The sequence below is a fragment of the Stutzerimonas sp. S1 genome (assembly GCF_025966695.1).
In the GTDB taxonomy this organism is placed as follows: Bacteria; Pseudomonadota; Gammaproteobacteria; order Pseudomonadales; family Pseudomonadaceae; genus Stutzerimonas.
In genome coordinates, this window is record NZ_JAOEIY010000002.1 from 55,672 (window position 1) to 70,427 (window position 14,756).

Annotated in this window: 11 protein-coding genes; 1 reads left to right on the forward strand and 10 read right to left on the reverse strand. The window is 66.0% G+C overall.

Features of this window, described 5'->3' with window-relative positions:
- Positions 1–2: 2 nt before the first annotated feature.
- From N8H22_RS04275 to N8H22_RS04300, 6 genes are all read right to left on the reverse strand, one after another.
- Positions 3–3,149 (reverse strand): transglycosylase domain-containing protein, encoded by a 3,147-nt coding sequence (locus tag N8H22_RS04275; protein WP_264589390.1) that lies wholly within the window; start codon positions 3,147–3,149, stop codon positions 3–5.
- Between the two features lie 119 nt (positions 3,150–3,268).
- Positions 3,269–4,027: an NAD-dependent deacylase gene (locus N8H22_RS04280; protein ID WP_264589391.1), complete on the reverse strand. Its 759-nt coding sequence runs from the start codon at positions 4,025–4,027 to the stop codon at positions 3,269–3,271.
- A 115-nt stretch (positions 4,028–4,142) separates the two neighbouring features.
- Positions 4,143–4,490 (reverse strand): YgaP-like transmembrane domain, encoded by a 348-nt coding sequence (locus tag N8H22_RS04285; RefSeq protein WP_264589392.1) that lies wholly within the window; start codon positions 4,488–4,490, stop codon positions 4,143–4,145.
- A gap of 121 nt (positions 4,491–4,611) precedes the next feature.
- Positions 4,612–4,842, reverse strand: coding sequence for a DUF3079 domain-containing protein (locus N8H22_RS04290; RefSeq protein WP_264589393.1), 231 nt, complete (start codon positions 4,840–4,842; stop codon positions 4,612–4,614).
- A gap of 6 nt (positions 4,843–4,848) precedes the next feature.
- Positions 4,849–6,195 carry a coproporphyrinogen III oxidase gene (locus tag N8H22_RS04295; protein WP_264589394.1) on the reverse strand — a complete coding sequence of 449 codons (1,347 nt, stop codon included), beginning with the start codon at positions 6,193–6,195 and terminating at the stop codon, positions 4,849–4,851.
- Between the two features lie 191 nt (positions 6,196–6,386).
- Positions 6,387–6,701, reverse strand: coding sequence for a c-type cytochrome (locus N8H22_RS04300; protein ID WP_264589395.1), 315 nt, complete (start codon positions 6,699–6,701; stop codon positions 6,387–6,389).
- A gap of 311 nt (positions 6,702–7,012) precedes the next feature.
- On the opposite strand from N8H22_RS04300, the gene N8H22_RS04305 reads away from it, so the two are divergent.
- Positions 7,013–8,989, forward strand: coding sequence for a DEAD/DEAH box helicase (locus tag N8H22_RS04305; RefSeq protein ID WP_264589396.1), 1,977 nt, complete (start codon positions 7,013–7,015; stop codon positions 8,987–8,989).
- Here N8H22_RS04305 and N8H22_RS04310 read toward each other — a convergent pair.
- The 4 genes from N8H22_RS04310 to nirB all read right to left on the reverse strand — a co-directional run bounded on the left by N8H22_RS04310 (position 8,986) and on the right by nirB (position 14,603).
- Complete coding sequence (locus N8H22_RS04310) at positions 8,986–10,737, reverse strand: bifunctional protein-serine/threonine kinase/phosphatase (RefSeq protein WP_264589821.1); 1,752 nt, start codon at positions 10,735–10,737, stop codon at positions 8,986–8,988. The two genes, N8H22_RS04305 and N8H22_RS04310, sit on opposite strands and share 4 nt — an antisense overlap.
- Positions 10,738–10,765: 28 nt before the next feature.
- Positions 10,766–11,578, reverse strand: a complete 813-nt coding sequence (locus tag N8H22_RS04315) for a formate/nitrite transporter family protein (protein ID WP_167135459.1) — start codon at positions 11,576–11,578, stop codon at positions 10,766–10,768.
- 83 nt (positions 11,579–11,661) lie between these two features.
- Positions 11,662–12,045 (reverse strand): nitrite reductase small subunit NirD, encoded by a 384-nt coding sequence (gene nirD, locus N8H22_RS04320; protein ID WP_264589397.1) that lies wholly within the window; start codon positions 12,043–12,045, stop codon positions 11,662–11,664.
- On the reverse strand, positions 12,045–14,603 hold the full coding sequence (gene nirB / locus N8H22_RS04325; protein WP_264589398.1) for a nitrite reductase large subunit NirB: 2,559 nt from the start codon (positions 14,601–14,603) through the stop codon (positions 12,045–12,047). Before nirB ends, nirD begins: the two co-directional genes overlap by 1 nt.
- Positions 14,604–14,756 lie beyond the last annotated feature (153 nt).

The window sequence follows — 14,756 nt, forward strand, 5'->3', positions numbered from 1 at the left end:
GACTAATGCGGGCCCGGCACCCCGGCGGTCAGCTGCGTCGGCACGGCGGCTGGTGTCTGTCGGCCCGGTTGGGTTGGCTGACAAAGGCTCTCGGCGCCTGTCTGCAGATAGGGCTGCAGAATCGGCGCCATGCCCTTGAGCGCCTGCACCGGCAGCGCCGAGGTGAAGCGGAAGCTGTCGGCCGCTCGGCCGGGAACGTAGGCGGTCAGCGTGCCGAAGTGGTTCGGTCCGAGGTAGAAGACGAGGGTCGCCGTGCGGTTCATCGCCAGCGAACTGATCACACGGCCTCCGGGCGCGACAGTATCGATGCGATTGTCGCCGGTACCGGTCTTGCCGCCGACGCGCAACGGGTTGCCGTCGGCCTGCACGAAACTGCCCTGCAAGCGGCGGGCAGTACCGCCTTCGACCACCAGTGCGAGCGCTTCGCGCAGCGCAGCGGCGACTTCGCGTGGCATCACCTGTTCGCCGGTTTCCTGGCTGAGGCCGATTCTGGTTTCGTACGGCGTGCCTTGGGCGAAGTGCAGGCTGTCGATGCGGACGCTGGGCAGGCGCACACCGTCATTGAGGATGATGCCCATGAGTTCGGCCAGCGCCGCCGGACGATCGCCAGAGCTGCCCAGTGCGGTCGCCAGGGATGGCACCAGATTGTCGAACGGGTAGCCCAGGCGCTGCCAGCGTCGATGGATGTCGGTGAAGGCTTCCACCTCCAGCATGATGCGGATGCGGCTGTCGCGGGCGCTCTTGTGCCGGCTGCGGAACAACCAGCCGTAGACTTCCTGGCGCTCGGCGCGGCTGGCGGCGACTACCTCGGACAGGCTGGCGTCAGGGTGTGCAATCAGGTAGCCGAGTAGCCAGAGGTCCAGCGGATGAGTGCGTGCGATGTAGGCCTGATCCGGCAGGCTGAACGCGCCGGGGCCGTAGCGGGTGTAGAGCGAGGTCAGATCCTTGTCGTCGAGTCCGGCATCCGGCAGGCGCGAGGTGAGGAACTGGTCGAAAGTGGAGCGCGGCGCATCGGGCATCAGGTAGCGATGGACCGCCGCCAGGCGTACCGGCGTCGGTCGCATGCCCTGCAGGAAGGTTTCGATGCGCTGATCGGCAGTCTGCCCGCGATACTTGCGCCAGAAGCGTTGCAGGAAGACCGACCCCTCGCGGTCGGCGAACTGGGTGAGGTACTCCAGGCGGCGCGGGTCCTTGTCGTTCTTCAGCAGCTCGGCGCTGTTGATCGCCTCATGGGTGCTGTAGCTCACCAGATCGCGCATCAGCCGTACGAAGGGCAGGTTGAGCGATTCGCGCAGGGCGTCGCGCACGCTGGCGATGCGTTTGTCGTCTTCGCGGCGGAAGTTGCCGAAGCGGTGCAGCCCGGCGCCAGTGAAGAAGCTTTCGGCCGGGCTTGCCGAGTAGCGGCGCTGCATGGCCGCATCGAGCATCGCCGGCAGGCTGCGATCGGCATTCTGCGCCAGGTAGGCGATGGCCCAGCGACTGAGCGGGTCGCGCACCTCGACGCGGCGCAACTGCTGGGCGTCGAGGATCGAGTAGCGCTGGTGCAGCTCGGCGATCACTTCCAGATAGGTGGCCAGCACCCGCAGCTTGGCGGTGGAACCGAGTTCCAGCTTGCTGCCTTCGTTGATGTCGAACGGCTGGTTGGTGTTGTCGGTCTGCACCCTTACGCGAAAGCCCTGCTCGCTGCGCTCGAACAGCGTGAAGCTGTAGCGCACGTCGGCGGTTTTCTCTGGCGAGAGCATCCGTTCGCCGAACAGACCGACCTCGGCCGCCACCTGCGGATCGGCCAGACTGGCCAGGTAAGCGCTGACCTGCGCCTGCAGATCACCCTGCAGCGGTGTGCTGGCGGTGAGGTCGAGGCGATCGAGATCGTAAAGCGGCAGGCCAAGCAAGCCCGCCAGCCGCATGCGCGCCACGCTGATGCCCTTGGTGGCATCCACCGAGCGGATCGCCGGCTCGCGCCGTAGGTCGCGGAACTCGACCTGCTGCTCGAGTGCGGCGGTGCGCAGTGGCGAATCGATCACGCCGCCAGCGGCCAGCAGCCGAATATGGCTGTCGGTAAGCGTGGCCAGTTCTGCCCGTCCGGCGCCGAGGTAGTAGGACGGACGGCGCTGCGCGATCAGCAGCGACAGCACCTGACGCAACGCCAGCCCCTGCGCCTGACGATCACTGCCAGCGTTGTGGTGCGGATCAAGCAGCCGGTTGACCTCACTGAAGTCGGCGCCATACCACAGGCGCAAGCCATCGGCGATTCCGTGGACTTCACCGTGCCCCGGCACGGCGGAAAGCGGCACGCTGTTGAGGTAGTCACGCACGATGCGCTGACGAGTGGCGAGCGTCTGCGGTCCTTCAAGGTAGGTGCGCACGCTCGCCGAGACCATCTGGCGAAACTTCTCCTGTGGGTCTCCGGTACGGCCTTCCGGCGAATGGCGGTATTTCTCCACCTGGGTTGCCAGGGTGCTGCCGCCGGACGCCTGACCGGCCAGGCCCAGGCGCTTTTCCAGCTGACTGATGGCGGCCTTGGCGAAACGCGGCCAGTCCACCGCCGGATTGACGGTCGGGCGATCGGCATCCAGCAGGCCGCGGTCCTCGATGAACAGCAGACTCAGCGCCACCGGTGGCGGTATGTCGTCGAACGTCTCATAGAACTGCTGCGGGTAGCTGTTGGCGTACAGCGGCACACCACGACAATCGTGGATGGTCAGGCCGACCTGCGACTGCTCGCGGTACGGAACAAAGAAACCCTTGCTGGCGTAGTCGAGCAATGCCGGCGAAAAGCGTGCCTGGGCCTCGACCTCGAAACCGCGTTCGGTCAGGCGCTCGATGAACGTCGGCAGCTGTACATAGCCCAGGCGGCGGTCGAACGGGCCGTTGTCGGGAAACTGGATAGTCGAGCTGGGCCCCGGCTCGACGCGGTAGTCGAGGCTCGCGGCGTAACGGCTGAGCCAGCGCGATTGCAGCTGGGAGGTCTGCAGTTCATGCCATGCGGCGTAACCGCCACCGGCCAGCACCGATACCGCCAGCAGCAGGCTCAGGCGATGAGCCAGCCGGTGATCTTTCTTCGGTGGTGATGCTTGGGGTGAACGGGAGGCAGAGGCGCGCTTGGAGCGCCCCGCCGAAGAGGGGGTGGACCGCCATACTGCGCCCATATCTAGTGCCTGGCTTCCTAGCGGATTGCTAGGGAAAGTCTAGTTCGCACAACGATATAAGCGAAACGTGACAGACAAACGGAAGGCTCACCGACGCGGCCTGGCGGACCTTGCGCTGTTCAGTCGGCGAAGGCCGCGTGCAGCAGCGCTGGCAGCTGCTCTGCGGCCGCGCCGCGTAGCAGATATTCGCGTTCGGCATGATTGCCGACCGGCTGCAGATTGATGTGCACCAGCACCGCGCCGGCACGCCAGGCGCGTTCCGGTACTTCGGCGGCTGGATAGACCACCCCGGAGGTGCCGATGGAAATCAGTACGTCGCATTCGGCAGCCGCGTCGAACGCGGCATTCAGCGCCTGCGTGGGCAGACTTTCGCCGAACCAGACCACGCCTGGCCGCAGTTTGCCGCCGCAGTGCAGGCAGTGCGGCGGCTCCAGGCGACGGCCACCTTCGGGCTCGTCGGGCATGCCTAGTGGCTCGCCCGGGGTGCGGGCGCAGGCGAAACAGCGTGGCTGATGCAGGCTACCGTGCAAATGGATGACCTCGCGGCTGCCGGCGCGCTCATGCAGGTCATCGACGTTCTGCGTCACCAGCGTGAGTTTCGCGACGTGTTGTGCCAAGGCGGCGATGGCCTGGTGCGCCGGATTCGGCTGGGCTTGTAGCACCTGCATGCGGCGCCATTCGTACCACCCCCAGACCAGCGCCGGATCGCGGCGAAAGGCGTCGGCGGTAGCCAGCGCGGCGGGGTCGAAGCGCTCCCACAGGCCGGTCAGCGCGTCGCGAAAGGTGGCGATGCCACTTTCCGCGGAGACGCCGGCGCCAGTGAATACGAGCACGTGACGCGCTTCGCGCAGGGCAGTGATGAGAGGGGCAGGGATCACGGCAGGCTCCGCTGGCGAACTTGGGGCGCCAAGCAATAGCACTCGCGCCGCTCGTTCGCCAGTGTTGCGCGGCGGCGAACGATCGGTATAACGGATCGCTCGGTGGCTGTGCCGGTCAGGTGCGTGAAGCCGAAGCCTCGTAGCCCATGGGCGTCGAATCGGGGAGAACGACGTCGGCATCGGCGAAGTCCGGACTGTGCACTTCTGAATCCAGCGGCATGTGGCTGTAGCGTGCGCGATCCGGAGCCGGGTGCCGTGGTGGCTCGGCGAGTAGCCGTTTGGCCTCGCAGCGTCCGCTGAGGCCGCGCAGCAGGGCCAGACCGCCGACGCCCATCTGCAGCAGGCCGAGTACACCGCCGCGGCGTGCGCCCAGGCCCAGCAACAGCAGGCCGCCGGCTACCGAGGCGGTACGCTCCAAACCGTGCACGTTCTGCGCGGCCGTTTCATCGAATAGTGGTTTCATGGCTCGATCCTCATCGCGCTGATGGTCAGCAGATGACTCTGTCCGGCGGCGAGCGTTCCGGGCGCGGGCAGCCGAGGCGGCAGCCGATCGTCCGGACCGACCTGTCGCCGCGGCGCCGAGGTCAGCCCTGACGGGCGATCAGAAACGGCTCGTCGGCTGGTTTCTGCGAGGTTTCCGGGGCCTCGATGCCCCAGTCGCCGTACAGGTACCAGTCCTCGCCGAGCATTTCAGAGGGGTGCATCGTGCGGTCGGCACCATTACCGCAGCCCAGCGAGGTCGATGGGCAGTAGCGGTCGCAGCCCCAGCAGATGCGCTCGGGATGCGGTGGATTCAGCGGAAATTTCTTGGCCATGAAGTTTTACCTCGCGCTCAGCGAAGTGGGTTTGGCTGATGCAGGCGTATCCATCAGGTTGCAGGCCAGTTCAGGCTGCACCAGCACCGCGCAGAGCGTAGGGATGGCCAGCTTGCCCTCCGGCAGTACCTCGATGCCGTGTTCGCCCAACCGTAGCAGGCCGTCACGTTGCATCTGCAGTAGCAGCGGCCATAGCGCCGCATAGCGCTGCTGAAACACCAGGCCGCAACGGTTGTGCAGTTCGACGAAATCGAGGCGGGCATCGCAATGCAGTCGCTCGATGACCGTCCGCAGCGGTTGATCGACGCTGGCGGGCGGCAAGCCCCGCCAGGTTGGTAGCTGGTCCTGCTCGAGGGCGTGCTGGTACGGCGCGACCCGGGCGAAATTTTGCACGTACAGCATGCCGACCCGGCTGATCGCTCCGGCGCCGAGGCCCAGGTGGTCGAAATGCTCGTGGTCGGTATAACCGCCGATGTCGTGGCGCAGGCTGCCGGTCTCCTGGGCCATCGTCAGATCGTCGTGGGGCAATACGAAGCGACCCAGACCGATGAAGCGGTAGCCGGCCGCGACAAGGGACTCGATTCCGTGACGGTGCATTGCCCGGCTGGCGCCGGGCGACGCCGGGCGCAGCCGTGGCGAGCTCGACTCGGCGGCCTGCGGCAGCTGCCGGTAGTCGAACATCGACACCCGGTCGGGTTGCAGTTCGATGATCGAATCCAGCTTGCGGGCGAAGCTGGCCGGGGACTGCCAGGAGCGGCCGTAGCCGAGGTCGATGTTCACCGAGCGGTAATGAAAGGCCCGCGTCGCCTCGATCAGCGCGCGGATGCGCGTCGAGCTGCGGAAGTATTCGATGGTGCCGTCTTCATCGGCGTGCAGGTCCGGTACGCCGACGCTCAGATGGTTGAAGCCCAGCTCGCGCAGCACCCCCACCAGTGGCCAGTCGGCATGGGCCAGTTCGACCTCGACGGTGAAATCGCCCAGGCCCTGCTCGGCGAACTGAAAATGGGATTTCAGATGGCCCAGCAAGTCGCGCAGCTGCGCGATGCTCGCCCGGCCGGCGCTCAATTGCAGCTGCTCGACCCGCGGGTGCTCGCCAAGGTGACAGGCGAGCAGCTCGATCTCGCGCTTGAGGTGCCGCAGGTAGGTGGTCATGGCGTCGGGCGCCAGGATCGGCAGCCGCACGGCGAGGGAAAGCGGGCGCTGCGCTTTGCGACTGTCACGCAATGCGCGCAGCAGATCGAACGGTGCGATCGGTGTATTGAAGTCGGCAGCTGTCGGATAACCGTGCTGGCGTTGGCCGACATGCCCGTAGCGGTGCATCAAGCGGTCGTTCCACTTCACAGAGCCAAACATCGGAGCCTCCTCGCGGCGCTTGTGTGTTGGCAATGTGCTCATAGAAGCCTCGGGGGGCGTTGATAGGGGTCAAGGCCCAGTTGATTAGTGGGATATCGCCGTACCTTTGTCCGCCGGACGGCAGTGCCGCGGCGACCGAAGGCAGGCGGTACTGCGGCAGCCCACGGTCAGGCTGCCTTCGGTCGCTGGCTTTATTTCTTGCTCAGTACCCATTCGGCGAGGATCTTCGCCTCTTCCTCGGTAACTGCGTTTGGCGGCATCGGAATCGGGCCCCAGACGCCCTGGCTGCCGTTCTTGATCTTACCGGCGAGCATGCTGACGGCATCCGCCTGGCCAGCGTACTTGGCTGCGACTTCCTTGTAGGACGGACCGACCAGCTTGGCGTCGATCGAATGGCAGGCTGCGCAGGCCTTGCTCTTGAACAGGGTTTCGCCGTCCTGCGCCAGCGCCGGCTGCAGGGCCAGTGCGCCACCGAGGGCGAGCATCGAGATCACGGTTTTCTTCATCGGTATTTCCTTTGGGTTATGACAGTCGCGCGCCGTTCGCCCAGTTCGGCCCCGGCGGGCGCGACGACTTCGGGTCAGGCACCGCGAAGTCACGCCGCAATTGTCCGCTGCGCTTTGAGTGATATCTAATGAATACAACTGCAGCTTGGTAACAATATCCTTGAATTATTGCGGGTATTTTCCGGTGTGCACCGCGCTGCGGGTTTAGCCGCTGCTGCGGTCGTGGCCGGTCTGACCGTTCCTCTCGTCGTTTCCGATCGTTCGCGCAAAACCCTTACCATATCAACGACCTACCTTTCGCTGGATCTCGCATGCTGTCTGCCGTGAAGCGCTACACCCTGTTCGTCACCGGGACGCTGGCGCGTTGTTTTCCGCGCACCGCCGCCCATCTGCGCAGCGAGGACGAGCTGGTGTTTCGCCGCTGGGGAAAACCGTCAGCGTCGCAGGGGAGCGGCAAAGGAGCCAAGGGCGAGGGAAAGGGGAAAAGCAAGCAGGGCACGGGCAAGTCAGCGGCGAAACAGCCGGCGCTGCCGCGTGCCGCCAAGCCTGGCAGGACGGCGACCGCGAGCATCTACGCGGCGACTTCGTTGCCGGTCGACGAGGCGCAGATTCAGGCCATGCGCGCCCGTGTCGAGCAGGCGGTGGCTGCCGGGATCATCAGCGCGCCGTCGGACGAGCAGTGGGCGATGATCCTCAGCCGCAGCCCGGTGACGCGAATCTTCGCCGGCGCCGGTTCCGGCAAATCCACCACCTTGTTGCTGCGGGTGGTGTTCATGCTCTGCCACATGGGCGTCGAGCCCGGACGCTTGACGGTCATCTCGTTCACTAACGCCTCTTGCGCGCAGCTGCGCGAACAGCTGGTGCGCGTGCTCGGCTTCTGGCAGGTGCCGTTCGATGCGCAGCAGGCGCGCCAGTGCGTGCGCACCTTCCATTCGGCCATGGCGCAGCTGGCGCGTGAGGTGCTGGCCCGGCCGGTGTGGTTCGAGCAGCTGGACGACAAGGCCGCCGCGGCGGACGAGCCGGATAACCCGCTAGCCGCCGCACGCCTGCGCCCGGCGCAAGTTCGCCTGCTCAAGCAGGCCTATCAGCAGTGTTACGCCGAACAAGCGACATTCCGCGAGCGGGTGCATCGGTTGCTCGATCTGCCTGCGCCGCCTGCCGAAGACGAGCAGGGCAAGCGCGCTGCGCCGAAAGCGCCCGGGGATACCTTCACCCTGGCCGGCGAGTTCACGCCGCTGCCGCTGTACGAGGCGTTCCATGCCCAGGCGGGCTTCATCGAAAGCATTGGTATTCGCATCGATCAGTTGCAGCCGGGCAAGCTGCAGTGCGCGCCGCGCGAACGGGATTTCGTCGAAGCGCTGGTGAGTTTCCATAACTACTTCCGAGCGGCGCTGCGTGAGCAGGGGCTGCTGACCTTCAACGAGGCCTTTCAACAGCTCACCGAGCGCCTGGGCTCAGGCTCGGACATGCCACAGGCCAGCCTTGACCCGTTCCAACACCTGCTGATCGACGAATTCCAGGACATTTCCCCGCAGATCGTCCAATGGCTGCAAGCCTTGCATCGCCAGCTGGCGCGACAGAAGAGCAGCCCGAGCCTGATGGCTATCGGTGACGACTGGCAGTCGATCTACGGCTGGCGCGGCAGTTCGCCGGAGTTGTTCATGGACTTCGACAAGTACTTTCCGCGGCGCGGCGCCAAGGGCAGCGAGACGCTGCTGCTGGAAACAAACTACCGCTCCATCGAACCGGTGATTCGCGATGGCGAGGCGGTGCTGGCCGGCGTGCAGTTCAAGCAGGCCAAGACCAGCCGGCCATGCAAACCGACGCAGCCCGGCGACCACGGGGTAAAGCTGGTCGCCGGTTTCGAGCTGAACAAGGGCCTGCCGAAGTTGATCGAGGCGATCACCGCGCAGTGCGCCCATGTGGCCGAACGGCAAAGCCGCGAACGCATCGCAGTGCTGTTGCTCAGCCGGCGCAATGAGTCGCTGCGCACTATTCAGGCGCAGCTGGACCGCAAACTACCGGTCAAGGCCTACACCATCCACCGCGCCAAGGGGCTGCAGGCCGAGGTGGCGGTCATCGTCGACGACTGCGCCCCGGTTCAGCCGCACCCGTTGCGCAACGCGCTGTATGCCTACTCGGGTTTCTTCCGCAACAGCTATGACCAGGCCATGGCCGATGAAAGCCTGCGCCTGGGCTACGTGGCGATCACCCGCGGCGTCAGCCGGGTGTTCTGGTACACGCGCAAGCCCCAGGGCGCCACGGCACTGTTGCGCCAGCGCGGCTAGCGCAACAGCAGCGCAACTACCGTACCGGCCAGCAGCAGCGACAGGCCCTTCCAGAACAGCAGCGGATTGCGTTCCAGCAGCGGCGGGCGGGCCCGATTGAGAAACGCCGGGTTGGGCTGGCGCAGCTCGAAGACGAACTCCGACAGCTCGGCATAGCGCCGCGCCGGATCGGGATGCAGCGCCTTGCCCAGCACTTCGTCGATCCACGCCGGGATATCCCGCTGCGCATGGCGTAGCGGCTGATAGCAGAGGCGTTTCTGCGCTGCAGTGGTGCGTGCCCTGGCGACGTCGGCGCCGTACGGCAAGCGACCGCTGAGCAGCTGGTAGGCGATCACCGCCAGGGAGAACTGATCCGAGCGCGGCGTGCCGGCCTCGCCGAGAAAGTATTCCGGGGCGGTATAGGCGGCGGTGCCGAGCAGGTTGTCCTGCGTACCCGGCGCATTGCGCTCGGCCAGCCCGGCGACGCGGGTCGAGCCGAAATCGATGATCTTCAGGGTGCCAGTGGCGTCGATCATCAGGTTCTGCGGGCGCAGGTCCTGATGCAGCATCTCCAGGCGGTGGAAGGCGCGCAGGCCGCGGGCGATCTGCTCGACGATGCCGCGCACGGTTTCCAGGTCCGGCTGTGGATGGTCGAGCATCCACTGCGCAAGCGTCTGGCCATCGATGAATTCGTTCACGGTGTACAGGTAGCGGCGCTGCCGTGGCGGCGGGCAGGCCTTGACCACGTGAGGATTGTCGATGCGCCGGGCGATCCATTCCTCGAGAAGGAAGCGCTCGAGATAGGCCGCGTCGCCCCGCAGATCCATCGACGGCGTCTTCAGCACCACCGTGGCGCCGCTGGCTTCGTCGACGGCCAGATGCACATGGCTGCGGCTGCTGACATGCAGCTCGCGAACGATGCGATAGCCATCGAACAGCATGCGCGGCTCCAGCAGTGACGGCAGCGCCAGGTCGCCGAGCTGACGCTGCACGTCGTCGACGGCCTGCTCCGGCAGGCTGTCGATGCGCACCAGCTGTGCGGTGAGGTTGTCGTCGCTGCCGTTGGCCAATGCCCGCTCGACGATCCGGCGCGCCGTCAGGTCGAGGTCGTCGCCATGCTCGGCGACGAGCTGCGCCACCTCCCGCGCGCCGATGTGCTCGTAGACGCCATCGGTGGCGAGCAGGAACAGATCGCCGACCGCCAGCGGCAGGGTGCGGTAGTCGATCTCCAGGTGCCGGTCGATGCCCAGCGCGCGGCCGAGGTAGCTGGTGTCCGCCGACACGCGCACGCGGTGATCTTCGGTCAGCTGTTCGAGGCCGCCGTCGCGCAGTCGATAGATGCGCGCATCGCCGACGTGGAACAGGTGCGCGCTGGCGGACTTGAGCACCAGCGCGCTGAAGGTGCAGACATAGCCGCGGTCGCGGTCATAGCGGTGCGGGCTGTGGCGGGTCTGCGCATGCAGCCAGGAATTGATCGCCACCAGTACCCGTTGCGCCGACTGCTTCACCGACCAGGCGTCGGAGGTGCAGAAATAGTCGGAAAGAAAGCTCGCCACCGCGGTTTCGCTGGCGACATGGCTGACCTCGCTGCTGCTGATGCCATCGGCCAGCACAATGGCGATGCCCTTGCTGGCGAGCTGGGCGTCAGCGGGCACGCCGGCGCCGTGAAAGTCCTGGTTGGCCGGTTTGCGTCCGCGGTCCGAATGCTGGCCGAGGGAAATGGCGAGTTGGCTGGGCATCTTCATCTGCGCAAAAGCCTCGGCGCGCATGCGAGCCGGGGCTTCGTTCACTCCAGGGTCAGTAGACGGTGCGCTTGGGTGCGGTGCGCACGTGGGTGGTGTAGAGCGTCAGGCCGGTGAAGGCCAGGCCGCCGACCAGGTTGCCCAGCGCGGTGGGGATCTCGTTCCAGAGCATGTAATCCATCACCGAGAAGTCGCCGCCCATGATCATCGCCGAGGGGAACAGAAACATGTTCACCACCGAATGCTCGAAGCCCATGAAGAAGAACAGCATGATCGGCATCCACATGGCGATCACCTTGCCGCTGACCGAGGTGGAGATCATCGCGCCGACCACGCCCATCGAGACCATCCAGTTGCACAGCATGCCGCGGAGGAAAATGGTCGCCCAGCCCGCCGCGCCGAACTCCGCATAGCCCAGGGTGCGTGCCTCGCCGATGTGCGAGATCTTCTCGCCGATCGGTCCCGGCTCCGTGGAAAAGCCCATGGTGAAGACGAAGGCCATCATGAAGGCCACGGTCAGCGCGCCGCCGAAGTTGCCGAGGAACACCCAGCCCCAGTTGCGCAGCACACCGCCCACGGTTACCCCGGGGCGGCGGTCGAGCAGTGCCAGCGGCGTGAGCATGAATACCCCGGTGAGCAGGTCGAAGCCCATCAGGTAGAGCATGACGAAACCGACCGGAAACAGCATGGCGCCGATCAGCGGTGAGCCGGTCTGCACGGTGATGGTCACGGCGAACACCGCGGCGAGGGCGAGGATCGCCCCGGCCATGAAGGCGCGGATCAGGGTGTCGCGGGTGGACATGAAGATCTTCGATTCGCCGGCGTCGACCATCTTGGTGGTGAACTCGGCAGGGATTATGTAGGACATGGGGGATGCTCTCGAATAGTGGGCAGAGGCTTGCAAATTCTTGGCTTTGGGGCGCCGCCGGCGTAATCCGCGCGGCGGCGGATTCAGGCGACGGCGATCTCCACGGCATCGCCATTGAGGCGCACCGGCCATACCCGCAGGCTTTGTTCGGGGTATTCCAGACAGCTGCCATCGGTCAGGCGGAAGTGCTGCTTGTACAGCGGCGAGGCGATCACCAGTTCGCCCTTGAGGCTGCCGACGATGCCGCGGCCGATGACGTTGGCGCCGGACTTGGGGTCGCGGTTGTCGATGGCGAACAACTGCTCGCCTTCGGCATTCTCGGGCAGGTGGAACAGCGCCACCTGGGCGCCTTCGTGCCAGGCCACTACACCGGAATTGGCGACCAGATCGGCACGGCTGCACAGTGCCTGCCAGGCCGCCGGGGCTGCGGAACGGGAGTCGAGACGAACGACGTTGGACTGGCTCATCAGAGCACCTCCTGGGTGACGGGGATCAGGTGAAGTTCGCAGGCCTGCACCGGCCGACGCTGGCCGCGCTCCTTGACGAAGTGGATGTCGGGATCGCTGCGGCTGTCGTTGACGAAGGTGCGGAAGCGCTTGAGCTTTTCCGGGTCGCTGATGGCGTTGGCCCACTCGCACTGGTAGCTGTCGACCACATGCTGCATCTGGCTTTCCAGCTCGGCGCCCAAGCCCAGGCTGTCCTCGATGATGACGGTCTTGAGGTAGTCCAGGCCGCCTTCCAGGCTCTCGCGCCAGACCGAGGTGCGCTGCAGCTTGTCCGCGGTACGCACGTAGAACATCAGCACGCGGTCGATGGTGCGGATCAGCGCTTCGTCGTCGAGGTCGGTGGCGAACAGCTCGGCATGCCGCGGGCGCATGCCGCCGTTGCCGCAGATGTAGAGGTTCCAGCCTTTGTCGGTGGCGATCACGCCGATGTCCTTGCTCTGCGCCTCGGCGCATTCGCGGGTACAACCGGATACGGCGAACTTGATCTTGTGCGGCGCACGCAGGCCCTTGTAGCGGTCCTCCAGGCGCAGCGCCATGCCGACGCTGTCCTGCACGCCGTAGCGGCACCAGGTGCTGCCGACGCAGGACTTCACTGTGCGCAGGCTCTTGCCGTAGGCGTGACCGGTCTCGAAACCGGCGGCGATCAGCTCGCCCCAGATGTCCGGCAGTTCGTGCAGCTGGGCGCCGAACAGGTCGATGCGCTGGCCGCCGGTGATCTTGGTGTAGAGGTCGTATTTCTTCGCCACCTGGCCGATGGCGATCAGCCCCTCGGGCGTGATCTCGCCGCCCGGGATGCGCGGCACCACCGAGTAGGTGCCGTTCTTCTGCATGTTGGCCATGAAGGTGTCGTTGGTGTCCTGCAGCGGAATCAGCGCCGGATCGGTGATCGGCTGGTTCCAGCAGGAGGCGAGGATCGAACCCACCGTCGGCTTGCAAATGTCGCAGCCGACATGCCCGCGACCATGCTTGGCCAGCAGTTCGGCGAAGCTCTGGATGCCCTCGACGCGGACGATGCCGTAGAGCTCCTGGCGGGTGTAGGCGAAGTGCTCGCACAGGCTCTTGTCCACCGCCACGCCGCGCGCCGCCAGTTCGGCGTCGAATACCAGCTTGAGCAGGGCGCTGCAGCCGCCGCAGCCGGTGGCGGCCTTGGTGTTGGCTTTCAGTTCGCCGAGATCGGTGACGCCGGCATCGACCTGGCAGCAGACCGCGCCCTTGCTGACGTTGTGGCAGGAACAGATGGTCGCGCTGGCCGGCAGGGCGTCCGGGCCAAGGGTCGGAGCGCCTTCGGTCTGCGGCAGGATCAGCGCGGACGGATCGGTCGGCAGCTTGATGCCGTTCTGCGCGTACTGCAGCAGGGTGTCGTAGTAGCTGTTGTCACCGACCAGCACCGCGCCGAGCACGGTCTTGCCATCGGCGGAGACCACCAGGCGGCGATAGCTGGCGGTCGCCTCGTCGATGAAGCGGTAGCTGCGCGAGCCCGGCGTGGCGCCGTGGGCATCCCCAATGGAACCGACGTCGACGCCGAGCAGCTTGAGCTTGGTCGACATGTCGGCGCCGTAGAAGGGCTCGTGCGGTTCCTCGGCCAGCTGCGCGGCGACGCTGCGGGCCATGCTGTAGCCCGGTGCAACCAGGCCGAACACGCTGCCGTTCCAGCTGGCGCACTCGCCGATGGCGAAGATCGCCGGATCCGAGGTGCGGCATTCGCTGTCGATCACGATGCCGCCGCGCGGAGCGATCTCCAGCTCCGCGACATGACCGAGAGCGTCCTGCGGGCGGATGCCGGCGGAAAACACGATCAGGTCGGTTTCGAGGAATTCGCCGTCGGTGAAGTTCATCCGCCAGGCGTAATCCTCGCCGGCGACGATCTCCTGAGTGGCGCGCGACAGGTGCACGCCGACGCCCAGCGCCTCGATGCGCGCCTTCAATGCCGCGCCGCCTTCGCCGTCCAGTTGCACCGGCATCAGGCGCGGGGCGAATTCGACGACATGGGCTTCCAGGCCGAGCGACTTCAGCGCGTTGGCCGCTTCCAGCCCGAGCAGACCGCCACCAACCACCACACCGCGCGTGGCGCCGCTGGCGGCCGCACGAATCGCATCAAGGTCGTCGAGGGTGCGGTAGACCAGTCGCGCGCTGCCTTCGGCACCGCTGATCGGTGGCACGAAGGGGTAGGAGCCGGTGGCAAGAATCAGTTGGTCGTAGGGCTGGCGGCCGGCACTGGTGACGACCTCCTTACGTTCGCGGTCGATACCCAGCACCTGAACGCCCAGATGGGTGTAGACGCCGTGGCTGCTGTAGTAGTCGGCATCGCACATGGCCAGCGACTCGGCATCGCGACCGCCGAAGTATTCGGACAGGTGCACGCGGTCGTAGGCACGCTGGCGCTCCTCGCCGAACACATGCAGCTCGTAGCGGGTGAGCGCGCCGCGCTCGATCAGCTGTTCGATGCAGTGGTGACCGACCATGCCGTTGCCGACGATGACCAGTTTTTCGTGCTTGAGCGGAGTGACGGTAGAACTCATGGCCTTTCCTCAGTCGAGCTGCTGCGGCACTGGGCCGGCAAAACGCAAAAAGGCGCCTGGAGCTGGTGATCAGCTCCAGGCGCCTTTGCCTGGTATCTGTGAAGTGTTGGGGGCGCGGGTCAGGCGTCGTTGCCTGCCGGTACCCAGTCCCAT